Origin of the sequence: Silvibacterium sp., from assembly GCF_047605705.1 — a bacterium.
GTDB lineage: Bacteria > Acidobacteriota > Terriglobia > Terriglobales > Acidobacteriaceae > Silvibacterium.
Genome location: NZ_JASGFD010000056.1, coordinates 1 through 18301 on the forward strand (window position 1 = coordinate 1; position 18301 = coordinate 18301).

The 18301-nt window shown below is 57.5% G+C and carries 11 protein-coding genes; 4 read left to right on the forward strand and 7 right to left on the reverse strand.

What is annotated here, in order from left to right; all coding sequences use genetic code 11:
* The coding region (locus QM649_RS16795; RefSeq protein ID WP_415200219.1) for a hypothetical protein at positions 1-662 on the forward strand (662 nt) is incomplete at its 5' end.
* 4 nt (positions 663-666) lie between these two features.
* Here QM649_RS16795 and QM649_RS16800 read toward each other — a convergent pair.
* On the reverse strand, positions 667-3420 hold the full coding sequence (locus QM649_RS16800; protein WP_415200220.1) for a hypothetical protein: 2754 nt from the start codon (positions 3418-3420) through the stop codon (positions 667-669).
* Positions 3421-3422: 2 nt separating this feature from the next.
* Entirely contained in the window at positions 3423-5024 is a 1602-nt protein-coding gene (locus QM649_RS16805) for a DUF5060 domain-containing protein (RefSeq protein ID WP_415200221.1), read from the reverse strand.
* A 218-nt stretch (positions 5025-5242) separates the two neighbouring features.
* Between QM649_RS16805 and QM649_RS16810 the strand changes: the two genes are divergently transcribed.
* Together QM649_RS16810 and QM649_RS16815 are read left to right on the forward strand one after the other, a co-directional pair.
* A complete protein-coding gene (locus tag QM649_RS16810) occupies positions 5243-6085 on the forward strand; it encodes an IclR family transcriptional regulator (RefSeq protein ID WP_415200222.1) in 843 nt (280 codons plus the stop codon).
* 271 nt (positions 6086-6356) lie between these two features.
* Positions 6357-9938 carry a carboxypeptidase regulatory-like domain-containing protein gene (locus QM649_RS16815; RefSeq protein ID WP_415200223.1) on the forward strand — a complete coding sequence of 1194 codons (3582 nt, stop codon included), beginning with the start codon at positions 6357-6359 and terminating at the stop codon, positions 9936-9938.
* A 59-nt stretch (positions 9939-9997) separates the two neighbouring features.
* On the opposite strand, the gene QM649_RS16820 is transcribed toward QM649_RS16815, so the two are convergent.
* A complete protein-coding gene (locus tag QM649_RS16820) occupies positions 9998-12580 on the reverse strand; it encodes a glycosyl hydrolase family 95 catalytic domain-containing protein (protein ID WP_415200224.1) in 2583 nt (860 codons plus the stop codon).
* Positions 12577-13881 (reverse strand): hypothetical protein, encoded by a 1305-nt coding sequence (locus QM649_RS16825; protein WP_415200225.1) that lies wholly within the window; start codon positions 13879-13881, stop codon positions 12577-12579. The genes QM649_RS16820 and QM649_RS16825 overlap by 4 nt, the downstream gene beginning before the upstream one ends.
* A gap of 283 nt (positions 13882-14164) precedes the next feature.
* Here QM649_RS16825 and QM649_RS16830 point away from each other — a divergent pair, with 283 nt between their 5' ends.
* Entirely contained in the window at positions 14165-15169 is a 1005-nt protein-coding gene (locus QM649_RS16830; protein ID WP_415200226.1) for a zinc-binding alcohol dehydrogenase family protein, read from the forward strand.
* Between the two features lie 93 nt (positions 15170-15262).
* On the opposite strand, the gene QM649_RS16835 is transcribed toward QM649_RS16830, so the two are convergent.
* The 3 genes from QM649_RS16835 to QM649_RS16845 are packed head-to-tail and all read right to left on the reverse strand — an operon-like array spanning position 15263 to position 18264.
* Positions 15263-16039 (reverse strand): SDR family NAD(P)-dependent oxidoreductase, encoded by a 777-nt coding sequence (locus tag QM649_RS16835; RefSeq protein WP_415200227.1) that lies wholly within the window; start codon positions 16037-16039, stop codon positions 15263-15265.
* Positions 16040-16093: 54 nt separating this feature from the next.
* A complete protein-coding gene (locus QM649_RS16840) occupies positions 16094-17416 on the reverse strand; it encodes an enolase C-terminal domain-like protein (protein ID WP_415200228.1) in 1323 nt (440 codons plus the stop codon).
* Positions 17416-18264: a fumarylacetoacetate hydrolase family protein gene (locus QM649_RS16845; RefSeq protein WP_415200229.1), complete on the reverse strand. Its 849-nt coding sequence runs from the start codon at positions 18262-18264 to the stop codon at positions 17416-17418. The genes QM649_RS16840 and QM649_RS16845 overlap by 1 nt, the downstream gene beginning before the upstream one ends.
* Positions 18265-18301: the final 37 nt, after the last annotated feature.

Here is an 18301-nt window from a genome sequence, read left to right on the forward strand (position 1 = left end):
TTGCGAGCTCCGATGATCTGGTGAGGTGGCAGCCGCAGCGAGAGGTGAAGGTCATGGGCGGCTTTCCCGGTGTGCGGAACACGTGGGCTCCGGAAACCTACTGGGATACGAAGAAAAAGCAATGGCTGATTGTCTGGGCAAGCTCCCTGCAGGCGGAGGACGGCAGGCAGGCGGAAGGGCTGCGTTTATGGTCGGCCTGGACGCATGATTGGCAGAGCTTCAGTCAACCGGAAAAGTTCTTCGACCGCGGGTATCCGGTGATCGATGCCACTATCGTGCATCGCGAGCTGCACGGAAAGAAGGATCTGGTGATGGTGTTCAAAGATCAGACTCCCGATCCTCTTCGGTACAACGAGCGTTGGGTTGCCGGTCTGACTGTGGCGGGCCCATGGGGAGACGCCTCAGCGCCGATCAACGAGAGTTGGTCGGAAGGCGCGAGTGTCATCCATGTTCGCGACCAGTGGATCGTCTTCTACGATCACTACCGGCCACCCCGGGCACGATTCGAAGCCGTGGAGACTTCGGACTGGATTCACTGGCAGAGTGCGGACGACAAGATCGCCTTGCCGGATGGCGCAAAGCATGGCAGTTTTTTTCAGGTAACAAAAGCGGAAGCGCAGCAACTGCTCAGCCGGCATGATCCGCCGGCCGGGCAGCCTTGACCTGCTAGTTCTCGAAGAGCCAGTCCAGGTTCGGCGGCTGCTTGCTGTTGGGGTCAAAGGCGATGTGCGGCGTAACGTGCGTCTCCTCTGGAATGAATCCGAGTACGACGTAGGCCCCTTTGCCCAGATCGAGATCATTCTCGCCAGCGGCCAGCGGTTTTGTCCACACGTTGATGGGCAATCCCTTCTGCGGGGTGACGGCGTCGGTCAGCAGGATATTCCATTGCTCGGTATCGGGTGAGACGTTCGTGGCCTTGCGTGAATTCGATTTGAAAAAGCCGACGAGAATTTGCGCAGGGCGATCGAGCGTGAAGCGGATTGGGGTGTCCTGGTGAGCGGAGATGCGAATCCCCTTGAGGCCGTTGAGCTCCGGAGAAATCCACGTGATCACTTCCTGCTGATCGGTAGAGAGGTTCGCTCCTTTGTTCACTGTGAACACTTCACCGCCGCCACCATCAAGCGTGAATCCTATCTGAGGCAGCGGAGCGAGATCGGAACCGGGCTGAGGCGCTGAGCCTGACGTCAGTGCCTTGAGGCGGAGATCGTAAATGGCCAGTTCTTTTTGATAGACGGGCAGAAGGTTGCGCCAGTGGTTTGTCTCCGGTCCTCCACGTACGGGGATCTGCCGTTGCGAGGTCTCCATGCCAGCCGCATCGCGATAGGTCGTTTCGGTAAGCCGGGTGAGCTCGGCGAAGTCTTCGACGCTTTCGGCCAGCAATGGCCGCGCAGCGTTCAGGTGCGCCAGGTCATGATCATAGCCGTAGCGCATTACGAGTGCCGCTGCCTGCACCTTCGCGTGGTAGAAGGCCATCAGCGCAGCAAGTGCCCGCAGATCGTTTACGACGCGGTTATATTCAGGCCGCGCCGACTCTGCGATGCCGGGAGATGCAGCCTCTGCCTCCTGCACCGCAGTTCTTGTCTTTTCGGCAGCATCCGCGGCGACACTGAGAGGATTTTCGCCGTGATGCTTGCCTCCGTGAATTTCAGTGCTGACCCATTCGTCCAGCTCCTCGCCATCTGGCGCATCCGCGGTCCAGAGTGTTGTCGCGGGGTTGAAGCGCGCCGCGTCGATCAACTGCGGCATCGTCATGCCCAGCGACAGCACCTCTCGATTGCCCTCGGTAATGCCCAAGCGCCGAATGACCTCGGGAGCAGCCACGCCTGAGTCTTCATAGGCTGCGAGCAGACTTCGTCCTGCGTTGATCTGTTCGGCGCTGTAGTGATGAGGCTGATCTGCGAACGCATCAGCACTTTCGAGTCCAACGACTGTTTCGCTGTGTCCATTTGCGTCAATGCCTCCCGGAACGGCAAAGCGGCGCGTGAACTGCTCGGCCCAGTACTGCTTTTCCAGGGCAGGATCGCGCTCGGGGTTCCAGGCATAGCGCGCCCACCCGGCAAACCAGATCCAGTCCCGGTCAGTTTGTAGCAGCAACGGTTCCGTTTTATCGGCGGAAACGGGCCAATCCCAGTAGCGGAGCGGGTAAACATGTACTCCACCGATGCCAAGCCTCACAAAGTTGATCGCGGTTTCGCGAATGAAGTCGGGGTTGCCCCATCGGAACGGTTCGAGGTTCGACATCAGGTGCATGTTCACAATGGTGTCGTTGGAGTTAGTCACCATCCTCTGGAACTGGCTTTTGACGCTGCCGCGAATATTTGTCCAGGTAAAGGATTCGCCGTTCCACTTCCACATGCTGTCGATATTGGAATAGAGCGGCTTCGCGTCTGTCAGAACCTTATCGATATCAGTAGCGTGCGCTCGCACCACGATGGGAGGCTGTGGCACGGGGTGGCCGACAGCCTTTTCCTCTTCGGCGAGTCCGTCGAGGACTCCGGGAATGATGGTTTGCGTAAGCCATTCGGGGCCATAGTGTGGTCCCATAGCTTCTCCAAGCGTCATGAAAATTCCGACGTTCGGGTATTCACGAATAAATTCGGAGATGCAATAGCGCGTGTACTCGCTGGCCAAAGGGCTGGGCGCAGAAAGGTGATATGGCAGATTGTGAGCCCGCGCAAAGGCATGTGAAAGGTGGATGTTATAGAAGCCCTGCAAAATCCAGATGCCGCGTTTGTCTGCCTCATTCGTAAGCCAGCGGAACATGGCGATGCTCTGCTCCAGCTGTGCGCTGGAAAGCTCCTGGGCCTCGGGATATTTGGGCAGCTTGAGAAGCGATGTGAAGGGATGACCGTTCCAAAGAAACAGTGCATTGGTGCGTTGCTCGACGAGCTGGTCAAGATAACGGGTCCACGCAACCCTGTCATAGAACCAGGGAAAGTTCTGCGGCGTGTAGGGATAATCGTATTCCGCACCTTCGTAGGTGATTTCCGGTTTCTGGAGCCCGATGACCGCTCCGCGGATTTTGAGTTGAGGATGATCTTCAAAGTCGAGAGTGCGAGGTATCGCGTGGAGTGCGTGGATACGGGCAATGAGTTCCTCGGCTCCATACAGCACGCCTGAGGGATCGTATCCGGCAACAAGAATTGTGTTGTCAACACGCCTGAGCAGAAAGCCTTCCGTTGCACCGGGCCAGAGATCGGGAATTTTCTTGTCGTATCGCGCCAACAGAGGGTCGTGCCGGGTAGCGAGCAGGATGCTCTCATGACCGGGCAAGGCGGCAACCGCATCCCGCACGCGTTCAGCAGCGAACTGCTCGCGCGGCGTCGCTGTGGTGGAAATCTCCACTCGCGGTGCGGCCCATGTCGCTACGGAAGACGATGCGATCACAAAAAAGAGTAAGGCAGCGCGGCGTATCGACATCGTCAATCCTGCACCTCAGGCGTGGGAGCCTTGCCGGTGGGCTTGCCGGTAACGTCCGACACCTTGCGGAAGAGAATGGCCTGATATGGACGGCTGGGGAGCGAGATACGAGACTTTCCGGAGAAGGTTCCATCCAGTTTCGTCTGGGTCATCGCATATGGATCGATGAGTGTGGCCTCAAAATTTGCAGTATTGGGCAACGGAAATTCATAACGTGCAGGGCGGTGATCATCGAAATACCAGAGGTAGAGCTCATTTGGAGAGCCGGAGCTGAGGTAATAGGAGCCTTCAAATTCGTTGAGCCCCACGTGCGTATGCGCCGCGATCAAATCGTGCAGAAATCGAATGCGTGGAGCAGATTCGCCACGCAGACGGCCTGCGTCCGACCAGCTCGGTTCATGCGCGTGCGGACCGGTTTCTTCTGCGATAAATACCTCTCCGTGCGAGGCATAAACACCACGCACGGCGGCAAGCCAGAAACGCCGCGTCATCTCTTCGGCGGAAAGATTGCCCCAGCGGCGTTCGACATCGCCCTCATATTGAATCTCGTCGTAGATGATGGGCTTGTTCCACGCTGCGCGGCGTTCCGCTGACTTCTCAAAATCGTAGCTTTGCAAACTCGCATGCGTGCACCATGGCTTCGAGTGGTCGTAGATGACTGCAGAGTGATGGATGGAGCGAAGGTGGCTATAGGGATCTTCCGCCTGAACGATACGAAAGAAGCGATCCCAGTCCGCCGTGGTCCTGGCCTTGATCAGGTCATACTCATTCGCAATGGACCACCATACATTGCGATATGCGGCGAGGCGGGCGACGACGTATCGCAGATAGAAGTCATCAGCTTCCGGGGGCATCGTTTTGTATCCCCATGCATCGTAGGGGTGAAACAAAATGCAATCGGCCTCGATTCCAGCGGATTGCAGTTCCAGAATGCGCTTTTCGAGCAGGCGGAAATAGGCTGGGTTGAAGCGTGTGTAGTCATTCGTGCCGCCTCGCCCATCCACCTGAGCCCCGCTGGACGGGAAGGGAAGCATCTGCGGTCCCTGTCCCAGAGGTTTTGGTAGCACACAGGCTCGCGTTTTGTTGAACACACCTTTCATTGCGGTGAGGGATGTGGCAGCATCTTCATCTGAGGCAAAGAGCAATGCGTAGGTAGTTGTGCCGAACGGGAAGTATGCTGTGCCATCCGCATAGAGAAAATGAAAGCGGTGCGCTGTTGTAACCGGACCATGGTTTCCGGGTGATGGTGCGGTGCAGACGAACTGGGTGCGGTGGCCATTGAGTTGCTTTGCCGAACTGGTACTGATGCAGGTCCATACGCCCTGCATATCGGGCATAAAGCGAATGCGGTAGACGCCGTCTCCGTCGTAAAAGCCTTTGATCTCGATGGAGCGATGCTCGTGGGTGAAGGTGGCAGCGAGCGTGACCTCCTGGAATGGATTGCCGGTGGCCGGACCTTCGAGCGCGATTTCGAAGATGCCCCATTGCTCCACTGCTTGAGAGGCCAGCGATGAGGCTCGCTCTTTGGCCACTGCCATTGCGGATGGCTGCAAAGTAGAGGCCAGCGTGGCCGCGCTGAATTTGAGCATCTCTCGTCGATCCATCTGTCATCGATTCCTTCGGCCGCGGGGCCTTCGATCTGCCGTGCGCCTCAGGCACACATCGCTTCGAGTTCTAACGAAGCATGAAGAATAAAGTCAACGTATTTTGAAAATTAATCGATATAAGCGAAAATAGTTTGGGTACCCTACAATAGCGCACAGCATCTACCCAGCATGAAGGCCAGTTCATGAGTTGCACGCCTTCACCGAGAGAGTCGACTATGAAGAAAGTGCAAAGCAAACCGGTGCCGGCAACGAAAACAGCAACCCGCAGGCGCGTTCCCAAGTGGGCGATGGCCAGCACGGAAACACCATCGGATGAGGATGCCTATTATCTGCGATCCATTGGCCGCGCACTGGACGTACTGAATTGCTTCGACGGCCAGGTACCGCTTTCGCTGAAGGAAATCAGTGCGCGGGCGGGGTTGCCGGAGTCGTCCCTGTTCCGCGTACTCCGCACGCTTGAAAAGCACGAATACCTGCAGCAGTTCCGCGATGGCACATACCAGTTGTCGCCAAGGTTGATTTTTGGATGGCTGGTGCGTGCGGCTGACCGGGTCCGGGAAATTGCCCGGCCTGAGTTGGAGCGCTTAGTCAACGCGTTCAATGAAACTGCAAGCCTGGCTTATCTGTTCGACGACCGTATCCATGTGCTGGATTGTTTGGAGACCTTCCACGAGATCCGCATGACGAACAAGGTAGGACGCGTGCTGCCTCCACATTGCTCCGCACTGGGCAAGGCGATTACTGCATTCCAGGACCGTCCCCTGGCTGACCGCCTGCTTGAGGTCTATGGACTGACCGCACGTACCGAGCACACCATTACCGACCGTCAGCATTTATTTGCTGAGCTCGCTCAGGTGCGCAAGAGCGGCGTGGCCTGCGACCGTGAAGAGTCCATTCGCGGAGGTATTTGCTTCGCCGCTGCTGTGAGCGCGGCAAACAAGCCAGTTGTGACAGCCGTCAGCCTGTCGACACCCGCGATTCGCATGGATAACAAGCGCGAGCTGGAGATCCAGGCGGCTTTGCTGGAAGCTGCACGGAACATTGCCAAAAAACTGTAGGCTCTGCGGGGCGCCATGCCCCGCAGCATGATTTTCCCGCGAACGGATAGAGGCTGCGCACTATCTGCTCTTTTCTTGTCGCCTCTTATCTCTTAAGCAATCCTTCGCCTACCACTGATGCACGTGCGCGGGCTGTGTGCCCGCCGTGAATCCGCGCGAATTCTTCGCTCTTATTATTTGCGTGAATGTCGCTTGACATCTCCTCATTGCGTAAACTATTTTCACGAGCTGTCGTTAACTTTTACTTTTTGAGTAAAACGGAGTACAGCTCATGAAGTGGCGTTTGGTTCTTCTTTGGGCCAGTCTTATACCCTTGAGCCTCGGCATCCTACTGGCGCAAGAGGTTCATTCCACCCTCACAGGACACGTGACAGATAGCACGGGTGCGCGTGTTCCGGGCGCTGCCATCACCGTGCGAAACACGGATACCGGGGTGACGGTCAATGTCCGCTCCAATGAAGCCGGAGACTACACGGTGCCGTTTCTGCAGCAGGGCACCTACGAGGTGACTGCGGATGCGCCTGGCTTCAAGAGCTACCGGCACATAGGGTTGGTTCTGACAACGGAACAAACACTCACTGAAAACATTGCTCTAATGGTCGGCAATGTAAGCGAGACGGTGACGGTCTCCGGAGCCAGCGCCTTGATCGATACGGCCACGGCGGAAACGGGACAGACACTGACGGCAAAGGAAGTGGAAGATCTGCCGAGCAATGGGCGCTCTCCTCTTGGTTTTACGCGCGATGAGTACGGCGTGGTCTCAAAAGGAAAGCACTCGCAGGCGCAAACCCGTCCTTTTGACAACAGCGCGGCGGATGACTTTTCGATTGGTGGCGGTAACTCCGCATCCAACGAGTTACTGCTGAACGGCGTTCCGAATATGCAGGATTCCAGTCGCACTTCCGGATTCAGCCCTCAACTCGATTCTGTCGACGCGGTCCACGTGGATGTTTTCACCTCGGACGCCTCATTCGGCGACACTTCTGGGGGCGTGGTGAATATCACCACAAAGCCTGGCACCAATCAGTTTCACGGCACTGGATCGGAGTATTACTCAGGTTCGCGTCCGCTGACTGCGGAGCCGTATTTCACAAGTCCGGGTGTGGCAGTGCCATCCACCCATTTCAACCAGTTCGGCGGCGCAATCGGTGGCCCGATCTATATTCCGCACGTTGTCGACTGGCATAACAAGGTCTTCTTCGAGTACGCCTTCGAGGGATACATCGGTACCTTGCCTGCTACCACGATCGGGAGCGTTCCGACCGCGGCAGAGCGCCAAGGCGATTTTTCTTCACTGCTTTCCGTTTCACCGAATTACCAGCTCTACAATCCTTACTCTTCCGTAGCAACAACGGTGAATGGTGCGACGAGCTTCACCCGATCTCCGATCCCCGATAACATCTTTGCGAATGCCGGACTGACAATCGATCCGGTTGCGGCCAACTATCTCGCATTGTTTCCTTTGCCAAACTATACCGGGTCGGCTACGAAGCCGGATGGGACCAATAACTACTTCGCTGACGATCCAACGCAGAACAACTACAAGTCGAATGCCGCTCGCATCGATGTTGCCATCAGCCAGTCGAACAAGATCTACGGTGAACTCCATCGCAGCACCTCGTATACAGAAGAGTCCAATGTGTTCAATAGCTTTGCAACGGGAACGGATGCAGAGGTGCTGCTATGGGGAGGCTCGATCGACGATACCCATACCTTCAACAGCACGACATTTCTCGAGACTCGTCTGGGCTTCAGCCGGAGCGTCAACTCTTCGAATCCAAACAGTGCCGGTTATGACCCTTCGAGCATCGGATTTCCTTCTTACATCAGCACAGATTCGACTGACCACGCACTGCCGCGGCTGACCTTTTCAGATAACGGTTACTCGGGCATTCCCAGTATCAGCAGCGAGCCAGGAAGCTATGCGGCGTATGACTCGATCCAGTTCTTTGCCAGTTTCGATAAGACAATCGGTCATCATACGATCAAGATCGGTCCGGATATCCGTTCCAACAAGGACTCCGTGCTGACGCCCGGCAATGCGAACGGTACCTATACCTTTAGCACCGGTTCGACCGACTTTGTAACCAGCGGATCCGCAGGCACGATTCAACCTTTCGGCAGCAGCTTTGCGCTTCTTGCCCTCGGCTTACCATCCAGCGGATCCTTCGACCTCAATACCAGGTTCCAGTACAACAACTGGTATAACGCTATTTTTGTGCAGGATGACTGGAAGATTCTTCCAAACCTGACCGCAAGCCTGGGGATGCGGTTAGAGCATGAAACCCCGGTCGATGAGAGCCAGAACCGCATGACCGCGGGATGGGATCCGAGTATTCAGAATGTGGCTTCCGCAGACGCAGCGACGGCATATGCAGCCGCGCCTTCTCTGCTACCGGTTTCGGAGTTTACCCCGACAGGTGGCGTCATTTATGCGAGTGCGGACAACCGGCACGCATATCACACGGCTCCTCTGTATTTTGGGCCTCGAGTCGGACTGGCGTATTCGCCGGACTTTACCCATGGCACAACGGCAATCCGTCTTGGATGGGGCATTTTTGAAAGCCCGTTCAATAACTACTACCAAAGCCAGGCCTACGGGTACTCACAGACCACGGACATGATCGTCTCCGATAACGACAATCAGACGGTGCTTACCACGTTGTCCAATCCATTTCCTACCGGTTCAAACCCGATTGTTCAGCCTACGGGCTCGGCTCTGGGTATCAATACGAATCTTGGCAGCTCCATTGTGTTTTATGGAGATGTCAAAGTGCCGTATGCCATGCGAAGCAGCATCGATATCCAGCAGCAGTTTAAGAAGAACTGGATGCTCGACATCGGTTATGTGAACACGCACCAGGTGCACCAGGCTTTCTCGAACGCGATCAACGGTGGTGGCGGAAGCGTACCGGTAGCGTATCTTAGCCGCTCCCGCTATTACGATGCTGCTCTTACGGCTACCTACAATGCCACCGTCGCCAACCCCTACAAAGGCAAATTTATCGGACCCGGCGCTACAACCACGATTGGCACAGCGTCGACACTTACGCAGTCAGAATTGTTGTGGCCCTATTCGGAGTACAGCAGCGTGACGCAACAATTGGTCCCCTATGCCAGCTCCAATTACAACGCACTGATCGCGCACCTGCACAAGCGCATGGAAAACGGGCTCGACCTGGATGTGAATTACACCTATTCCCGCAATCTTGGCGCGCAATCCCAGCTCAATGATGGAGGGGCGTTATGGTATGGCGAAACCAGCTCCGACTTTCCTCACAGTTTGCATGTGACCGCAATTTACCAGTTGCCCTTTGGACGCGGGCGCGCCTTCATGAGCGACTCGCCTGCGCTCGTTGACGAAATATTTGGCGGATGGGAGCTCAGCACTGTATGGAGCTTCGATTCGGGCACGCCCTATAGCTGGGGCAATGTCATCTACAACGGCAACTGGCACGATATTGATAACCACCCGCATAACGCAAAAGGCGCTGCTTTCAATACCTCTGTCTTCGACACGCGCACCTGTGAGAACGGCACCACGTCCTGCAACAACACGGTCGGTTCGGCTTCGTACAACCCGGATATTCAGCCGAATGCCTATAACTACAGGACGTTTCCGCTTTATGCATGGCGCGCTGATGTGACCGATGACTGGGATTTCTCCATCCTGAAGAACTTCCGTATTCATGATCAGTGGGAAATACAGCCGCGTATCGATGCCTTCAACGCATTCAATCGCGTGCAGTTCAGCGCACCGAATCTGAGCCCGACATCTGCCGCTTTTGGAACGATTACGGGCCAGCAGAATACGAACAGGCAATTACAAGGCGGGATCCATATCCTATTTTAGATTGGCAGACAGAATAGAAAAGCCCGCCGGCATGGCGGGCTTTTCTGTTGCGATACATGTCACGACGGAAATTTCAGCTTATAGGTGTGACCGGCCTGAACGTAGATTACGGGGAGCGATCCAGGCGCAACGTTCACTGCATGTTCGTTCACCGAAACCTCTGACTGTCCCGGCGGGAGTTGCAAGCGATAGGTCTGATCACGAGATGCGCGCAGCGTTGCGGAACTGACCCTGCCGCCCGACCAGTTCATGTCGATCTCAAGGCCACCCCGCGCCCTTAATCCACGGAAGCTGCCTGTGTGCCAAGCCGAGGGGAGAGCGGGAAGCAGGCGAAGAAGAATATCTTTTTCCTGGTAGTTACCGTTTGCATCCAGTGGGGTGTGACCATGGGATTGCAAGAGCATCTCGATCATTCCGCATGGCGCTCCCAGATTGCCGTCAATCTGGAAGGGTGAGTTTTCCTTCAGTCCGCATACATCGAAAAAGTTTGGGCGAACGGACTGGCAGAAAAGCTCGCGGATATTGTCGTAGCAGGCTTCTCCATCGCCAAGCCGCGCCATGCAGTTGATGATCCAGGAGCGTGACCATCCGGTGGAACCACCCCCGGCTGCGAGCCTTCGATCGAGAACCAGCCGTGCCGCACGTGCAAGCTGCGGAGTATCCGCTGGCGTGATCTGATCTTCTGGAAAGAGCCCAAAAAGATGGGAGATGTGCCGATGGCCCGGTTCATGATCCTTATAATCCTGCTGCCATTCCTGCAGTCGTCCATCTGCCGCAATCTGATATGGAGGGAGCTGGCCCAGAGCCTCTCGTACACGACGCAGAACATCAGTGTCCGCAAGGGGATAGCTGGTATGGGCTAAGCGAGCGGCAGCCGCGAGCAGCCGGGAAAAGACAGCACGCGTTATTGCAATATCCATGGTCGGCGCCATGCACAGGTTGTAGCTTTTCCCATCAGGGAGCTGATAGGCGTTCTCTGGCGAGCAACTCGGGCCTGTGACGAGATGTCCCGTCGCGGGATCGCGCACCATGTAGTCGAGCAGGAAGATGGCATTCTCACGCAAGGCCGGATAGGCCTGCTCCGCAAGAAAGCGCATGTCTCCATGAAAGGCGAAATGCCGCCAGAGGTGCAGCGATAACCAGCTTGCACCCATGGGCCAGAGGCCTCCGCCAAGCCCGTCGATCGGGCAGGCGTCGCCCCAAATATCGGTATTGTGGTGCACAACAGATCCACGGGCACGATACATCTCGTTTGCCGTGCGCGTGCCCTGGGGCTTCGTTGCTTGCAACAGATCGAAAAGTGGAAACTGCAGTTCTGCGAGGTTTGCCGTATCGGCAAACCAATAGTTCATCTCCGTATTGATGTTGATGGTGTACTTGGATCCCCACGGAGGATCGATGCTCTCGTTCCAAATGCCCTGCAGGTTCGACGCGAGGGTTCCTGGCCGTGAGCTGGAAATAAGCATGTAACGGCCGTACTGAAAGTAGATTGGCAGGAGGTGGATATCTTCTTCACCCTGCTTCATGGCCTTCACCCGCCGATCGGTCGGCAATGCTGCGTTCGGGTCTGGGCCAAAGTCGATGGAAGCGCGCCGAAAGTATCGGCGAAAGTCGGCGAGATGACGGCTGCGCAGGTCGGCATAGCTACGGCGCGCGGCGGAGGAGAGATTTCTGTCAACGGCAGAGCGCATAGCCGCCTCATCGCCTACGAGGACATCAGCATCTGTGCCCGCGATCTTGCCTGTATGCGCGGGATAACGGTAGCTCGTAGCACAGTCGAGCAGAAGAGTGACTTCATCACCCCGTGTAATTGCGAGCGTGTTGCCTGGAGCGGTTGCGACATTGCCGCCTTTGCAAAGAACGCGCAGCTCAGCATAAAAGCGCACGCCAGTCTGATGTTCCTTTATCGGCGATCCGGGGTTGTCGTGAAAGGGAAGCGCCTGTCCGGTCATGACAAGACGATGCGCGGATGGTGACTCCACAGAGAAGCTATTGGGGCGGTCGAGTGTGATGCGGAATGAGAGGCTGGAGGACCGGCTTGCGGTGAGACGTACGACAATGACCTGATCCGGCGCGGACACAAAGACATCTCGACGGTAGGCAACTTCCTGGAACGTGAAACGCGTGGAAACGATCGCTGTATCGAGATCGAGTTGCAATCGATAATCTTTCAACTCCGATGCGTCGCCAATGCCTATCGGTGAGAAGTCGAGATGGAGATCGCCCAAGGTCTGGTAGCAAGGCATACGGCGCGGCAGTGCGAGAACATCAGCGAGGGCAAGCTGTTCAGCATCGGCAATCTTTCCCTGAAAGAGCAACTCGCGGATCTTTGGAATGGCTGCTGCTGCGGCGGGATTCGTGCGGTTGCGGCCAGGTTCGCCGTCCCAGATAGACTCCTCATTGAGTTGAATGCGCTCGACGGATGGTTGACCGAAGACAACGGCGCCGAGCCGTCCATTGCCGACGGGCAGGGCGTCTGGCCACTTCGATGCTGGCTGCTCGAAGTGCAGTGTAAAAGGACTGGGTTGTTCGTCGTTCGCGAGGGGTAGCGCAGTGAGCCGGCGGTTGCCTGCAGCGGCAGCGAGTGCCGTGGCTCCACTCAAGAAACGACGTCGAGAGATGCGAGGAGTGAGATGTTTCATGCTCTCCGGAGTGTGAGACCGCTCAGAGTGAAAATGTTCGCTGTATACGGAGATGCTGTTATTACCGATTCGTGCGTCTCGCGCGGTTCGGAAATCTGGATTCCTTCCTTTGCATCGAGGGACGGAGCGTGCAGGATCGATGTTTTCGCGGCCGTAACGCCAGCAGGAAGGATGAAACGAAGCTCTTCTGGTGAGCGATTGATGACAGCCAATTCGACTTTGCCGTGATGCGAAAAAGCGGAAGCATCCACGTGGCCGGAAACTCCGGAAAGACTTACTGGGACGATGGAGGCGCCTGCGAACCGCTGCATGAAGCGAATACCAAAGTACTCGGGACGGCGTGTGAACCCCTGCGACGGGGCGCCGGTGATGGGAGAATAAATTCCGTCTCCTCCTCCATGGAAATTCACTCCTGCCCAGCCACGACGCATACAGCGCAGGAGATATCCTGCTGACCATAACGCCGAAGCGAATACGTCAGAGACACCGGCCTGGCCACCGTTCCAGCAGGAATTGCCCTCGGACATGCGATAAGGAAGATGCGCTGCATCGCACGCCTCCGTGATCACCAGGAGTCCGCTCGCTGGAAGTGTGCTTGTCGCTGGGTCGTCGCTAAGGAGATTGCTGAGCGTAGCGTGTGCGTTGCCTGCTGGTCCCATGGCGTAGTCGTGGCTGGTAAGCAAAATTACGTTGGAATAACGTGGCGTTTGCTGCGCGAACATGGTCAGGTAGGCAAGCTTGTTCGAGATGTCCGGGCCTGCAAAGTGCGCGTCCGGCACATGATGCACAATGGCATCGTGAAAACGACTCCATTCCGTTAGATAATCCGAGACTCCATAGCTCGCAGGACGGTAGCGATTGCGAAAGCTGTCGGGTTCATTGCCAATCTGGAAGGCAAGCAGCCGAGGCCCCAGGATCTGCTGGACCGCAGCGGCCTCAAGGACAGCATTTGCGATCGAGCCCTGGCCCAGGTTGAGCCCGTAAAGACAGTTCCAGCCGGTGGCATCCAGAAAGCCGCGCAGGTGATGCAAAGCGAACGTGGTCGTGATAGTTCCCGATTTCAGGGTCTTTGACGTATCGGGCCCAAATGCTTCAAAAGGTGGAGGCGATTGCCCGCGCGTATCCGCTGAAAAGGTTGTGTATTCGCTCGATCCGCCACCGAGACGAAGGTTGCCATGGGCTGAGAGTTCGCGGAAGAGGGCAATCAGTGCGTGATTCTCGCGGGAGAAAAAAACAGGGTTCGCAAGCTGTGCACTTTCATAAGAAAGACCGATGAAGTCGGACGGAACTGCGTGTGGCAAGGCTTCTGGCGAAAAGGCGATGGAGCATTGAGCAGGCTGCGTTAGGGCGTAGCGCAGAGCGACCGTGGAAGCAGCGAGAGAAACGAGAAAACGACGGCGATCCATGTCAGAAAAGAACCTGGGATAAATGAAAATCGCGTGCTTGAAGCACAGATTTTCAATTCCATGGTTTATCACTTTGTGGGGGAAGAGTGAAGATTAATTTTCATAAGTGGTAAATAAGAATCATAATTGCTGATCTTGTTTTTATGATGTTAGGCTGAGGCGGCAGTGTGAGGAAAAGATGAAAGCTGTATCCCTGATGGCGCCCGGAGAGGCGAAGGTAATCGAAGTACCGCAGCCGAAGATCGCAACCGGAGAGTTGCTGCTGCGTGTGGAGCAGGTCGGGCTGTGCGGCACCGATTTGAACAGTTTTCGCGGAAGAAACCCTTTGATTGCTTATCCCCGCGTGATCGGGCATGAAATTGCCGCGACAGTGGTACAGGGCTCGGCAGCAATTCCCGAGGGAACACGCGTGGCCGTATCGCCTTATACCAGTTGCGGACAATGTGCTGCCTGCCGCAACCAGCGTGAGAACGCATGCAGATATAACCAGACCCTGGGTGTGCAACGCGATGGCGCGTTGACAGAGTGGATTGCTGTTCCGGAAGCCAAGGTTTACCCGTCCAGCCTCTCGCTGAGAGAGCTGTGTATTGTCGAGCCGCTGACTGTAGGCATGCATGCGGTTGTGAGAGGCCGCATCACGAGCATCGATACTGTGGCAGTCTTTGGTTGCGGAGGCGTTGGCTTAGGCGCGGTAGCCGGCGCTGCTTTTCGAGGTGCGCGGACCATTGCAATCGACATGGACGACACCAAACTGGAGACTGCACGCGCGGCGGGAGCAGCGGAGGTGATCCATTCCAGCCGAGAAGACTTTCGCGCGCGACTGCGGCAGTTGACTGATGGGCATGGCCCTGACGTCGTCATCGAAGCAATCGGATTGCAGGAAACTTTTCGCGCAGCGGTTGAAGAAGTCGCATTTACGGGACGCGTCGTATATATCGGCTATGCCAAGGAACCCGTTGCCTACGAGACAAAACTCTTTGTGCAGAAGGAGCTGGACATCATCGGCTCACGCAACGCACTTCCTGCTGACTTTATCGAAGTGATCTCAATGCTCGAAGCCGGCCGTTTTCCTGTGGAGCGTGCTGTGTCTGCGGTGGTGCCTGTGCAGGAAGCACCTGCCATTTTGGCGAAGTGGTCGGAGACGCCCTCAGCGTTTACGAAGATTATGGTGCAAGTGAGTTAGAAGCGCGTTTCAGCTGCATCTAGCCGTGTCAGGGTTTCGTGTGAGGTCCCACCCATGACCAACTGCCTGTCATGGGTGGGACCTCTGGTTGAGCTAGCGAAGGTTGGTGAAGCCGCCGTCGATGAGCCAATCGACGCCGGTGATGAAGCTTGCCGTGTCGGAGCAAAGGTAGAGGGCGAGGTCGCCGATTTCTGCCGGGGTGCCCATGCGTCCAATGGGCTGCGCGGCGGCGAGCGTCGCCATCATCTCTGTCTCGCGGCCGGGGTAGTTCTTCGCGAGGAAGCCGTCGACGAAGGGCGTATGCACGCGTGCGGGCGAGATGCAGTTGCAGCGGATGTTGTAGGGCAGGCAGTCCTTTGCGACGGAGAGCGTCATGGCGAGCACGGCGCCCTTGGTCATGCCGTAGGCGAAACGCTTGTCCAGGCCGGTGGTGGCGGCGATGGAGGCGAGGTTGAGGATGACGCCGGACTTCGCCGCCGACATGCGCTTGATCGCTTCCTGCATGACGAGGAAGGTGCCGCGCACATTCACCTTGTAGAGGCGATCGAAGTCGTCCGCCGAGGTGGTTTCGATGGAGCCGACGTGGGCGATACCTGCGCTGTTCACCAGCACGTCGAGCTTATTTTCGGGCAGCGCGGCGAAGGCTTTAGCCACACTGGTTTCGTCGCTGACGTCTGCGGACAGCGCATGACAGGTGCTGCCGGTCGCGGTTGCGATCTCGGCAGCGGTTTTCTGCGCGGCCTCCGCGTTCAGGTCGAGGACGAAGACTTCCGCGCCGGCTTCGGCGAACTTTGTCGCGATGGCGCGGCCGATGCCGCTGGCTGCGCCGGTGACCAGCGCGCGCTTTCCCTTGAGAGTGATCTCTGCCATGAATCCTCCGATGATGCAAAGGGGCCGCATGGAGCGGCCCCGGTTATGCGATGGTTATGCCTTTGCTTCGGCTTTGAGTTCTTCTACCCAGGCTGCGCCGGTAGGGAAGGTGAACTCGGCGAGCGACTCAGGCTTGATCTCGATGCTGTAGCCCGCGGCTTCGGGCAGCATGTAGCGTCCGCGCTCGATGCGTACCGGCGTGAGGAAATGCTCATGGAGATGGTCCACGTACTCAACCACGCGGTCTTCGAGCGAGGCCGAGGCCCAGATGTAATCGAAGGCCGAGAGATGCTGCACATATTCACAAAGTCCCACGCCGCCCGCATGCGGGCAGACCGGCACACCGAACTTCGCCGCCAGGAGAATGATGGCAAGGTTCTCGTTGACGCCGGCGACGCGGCAGCTGTCGATCTGGCAGACGTCGATGGAACCGGCCTGCAGCAGCTGTTTGAACATCACCTTGCTGTGGCAGTGCTCGCCGGTGGCGATGCGGACGCCGCTCTCCTTGCGGATGCGGGCATGGCCGAGGATGTCGTCCGGGCTGGTGGGTTCTTCCATCCACCACGGATCGAGTTCCTTGAGCGCGGTGGTGCGCTCGATGGCTTCAAGCACGCCCCACTTCTGGTTGGCGTCGACCATGAGCTTGTTGTCCCAGCCGATCTCGGAGCGGACGAGCTTGCCGCGGCGGAGATCGTCGGTTGCATCGCCGCCGACCTTCAGCTTGAAGTGTGTCCAGCCATCACGCAGGCCTTCCTGGCAGAGGCGCTTGATCTTCTCATCGCTGAAGCCGAACCAGCCCGCGGAGGTGGTGTAGGCCTGCAGCCCGTTGGCGCGCAGCTGGGCGACGCGTTCGGCCCTGGTGGCCTCGTTGCTCTTCAGGATTGCGAGAGCCTCGGCGGGCGAAAGCGCATCGTCGATGTAACGGAAATCGATGAGCGAGACGATCTGCTCCGGGGTCATGTCGGTGAGCAGCAGCCACACGGGCTTGCCTTCGACCTTGGCCCAGAGATCCCACACGGCGTTGACGAGCGCGGCCGCGGCGAGATGGACGACGCCCTTTTCCGGGCCGAGCCAACGGAACTGGGTGTCGCCGATGAGATCACGGCAGAAGCTTGCCATGTCCAGTTGTATGGACTCGAGCGTGCGTCCGACGACGAAGCGCGAGAGGTACTCGATGGCCTGCACGCAGAGGTCGGTGCCGCGGCCGAGGGTGAAGGTAAGGCCGTGGCCCTCGTGGGTGCTGTCCGTTTCGAGGATGCAGTAGGCTGCCGAGTAGTCGGGGTCCTTGTTCACCGCGTCCGAGCCGATGTGGAAGCGCGAGGTGGGGAAGCGGAGATCGACGGTGCGGATGCCGGTGATGCGAATCGTGCTTGCCATTAAGCCTGCTTCTCCGCGCGAGTCTTGTTGCGCAGCTCGCCGACGCCTTCGATACGGATGACCATCTCTTCGTTGTCGCGGAGCCAGCGCTGTGGCGTGCGGCCGAGGCCTACGCCTTCGGGCGTGCCGGTGCTGATGATGTCTCCGGCTTCGAGCGGGGTGAGCGAGGAGATGTACTCGATGAGCTGCGGGATCTTGAAGATGAGGTGCTTTGTGTTCGAGCTCTGCAGGGTTTCGCCGTCCACGGTGAGGCTGATGTCGAGCGCGTGCGGATCGGCGATTTCGTCCTTGGTCACGATGGCGGGGCCAAGCGGCGTGAAGGTGGGGAAGCTCTTGCCGAGGGTCCACTGGGTGGTGGCCAGCTGGATGTCGCGGGCGCTGATGTCGTTGACGATGGTGTAGCCGAAGACGTACTCCTGCCAGTCGGCGGCCTTGACGCGATAGCCGGGCTTGGCGATGACGACGGCCAGCTCGGCTTCGTAGTCGGGCTGTGTGCTGTTGTAGGGCAGGATCACGTCAGTGTCCGGGCCGGTGACCGAGGAGGCGAGCTTCATGAACACGGTCGGGACGGCCTGCACCTTCATCTGCGATTCATCCGCATGACTGGCGTAGTTGAGGCCGATGCAGAAGATGCGGGGCGGACGCGCGATGGGGGCGAGCACCTTCGCCTGCGCTTCGGGGGTGCCGTTGCCGCCGGCGATGGTGGTCTTTGCGGTGGCTTCGGCCTTTGCGGGCTCAGCGATGACGGCCTGCATGTTGGCAAAGCCGGCAAGCTCGTAGACCGAGCCTTCGGAGAGAACGCCTACGCGGCTTGCGCCTGCTGTGCCTTCATATGTAACAAACTTCATTGCAAATTCTCCTTAAGAGAGGGATGAAAGGACGGCT

Excerpts from the sequence above, each read along its gene's own strand:
- QM649_RS16830 (WP_415200226.1), top strand. The coding sequence starts at position 14,165 with ATGAAAGCTGTATCCCTGATGGCGCCCGGAGAGGCGAAGGTAATCGAA.
- QM649_RS16810 (WP_415200222.1), top strand. The coding sequence starts at position 5,243 with ATGAAGAAAGTGCAAAGCAAACCGGTGCCGGCAACGAAAACAGCAACC.
- QM649_RS16840 (WP_415200228.1), bottom strand. The coding sequence starts at position 17,416 with ATGGCAAGCACGATTCGCATCACCGGCATCCGCACCGTCGATCTCCGC.
- QM649_RS16820 (WP_415200224.1), bottom strand. The coding sequence starts at position 12,580 with ATGAAACATCTCACTCCTCGCATCTCTCGACGTCGTTTCTTGAGTGGA.
- QM649_RS16805 (WP_415200221.1), bottom strand. The coding sequence starts at position 5,024 with ATGGATCGACGAGAGATGCTCAAATTCAGCGCGGCCACGCTGGCCTCT.
- QM649_RS16800 (WP_415200220.1), bottom strand. The coding sequence starts at position 3,420 with ATGTCGATACGCCGCGCTGCCTTACTCTTTTTTGTGATCGCATCGTCT.
- QM649_RS16845 (WP_415200229.1), bottom strand. The coding sequence starts at position 18,264 with ATGAAGTTTGTTACATATGAAGGCACAGCAGGCGCAAGCCGCGTAGGC.
- QM649_RS16835 (WP_415200227.1), bottom strand. The coding sequence starts at position 16,039 with ATGGCAGAGATCACTCTCAAGGGAAAGCGCGCGCTGGTCACCGGCGCA.
- QM649_RS16815 (WP_415200223.1), top strand. The coding sequence starts at position 6,357 with ATGAAGTGGCGTTTGGTTCTTCTTTGGGCCAGTCTTATACCCTTGAGC.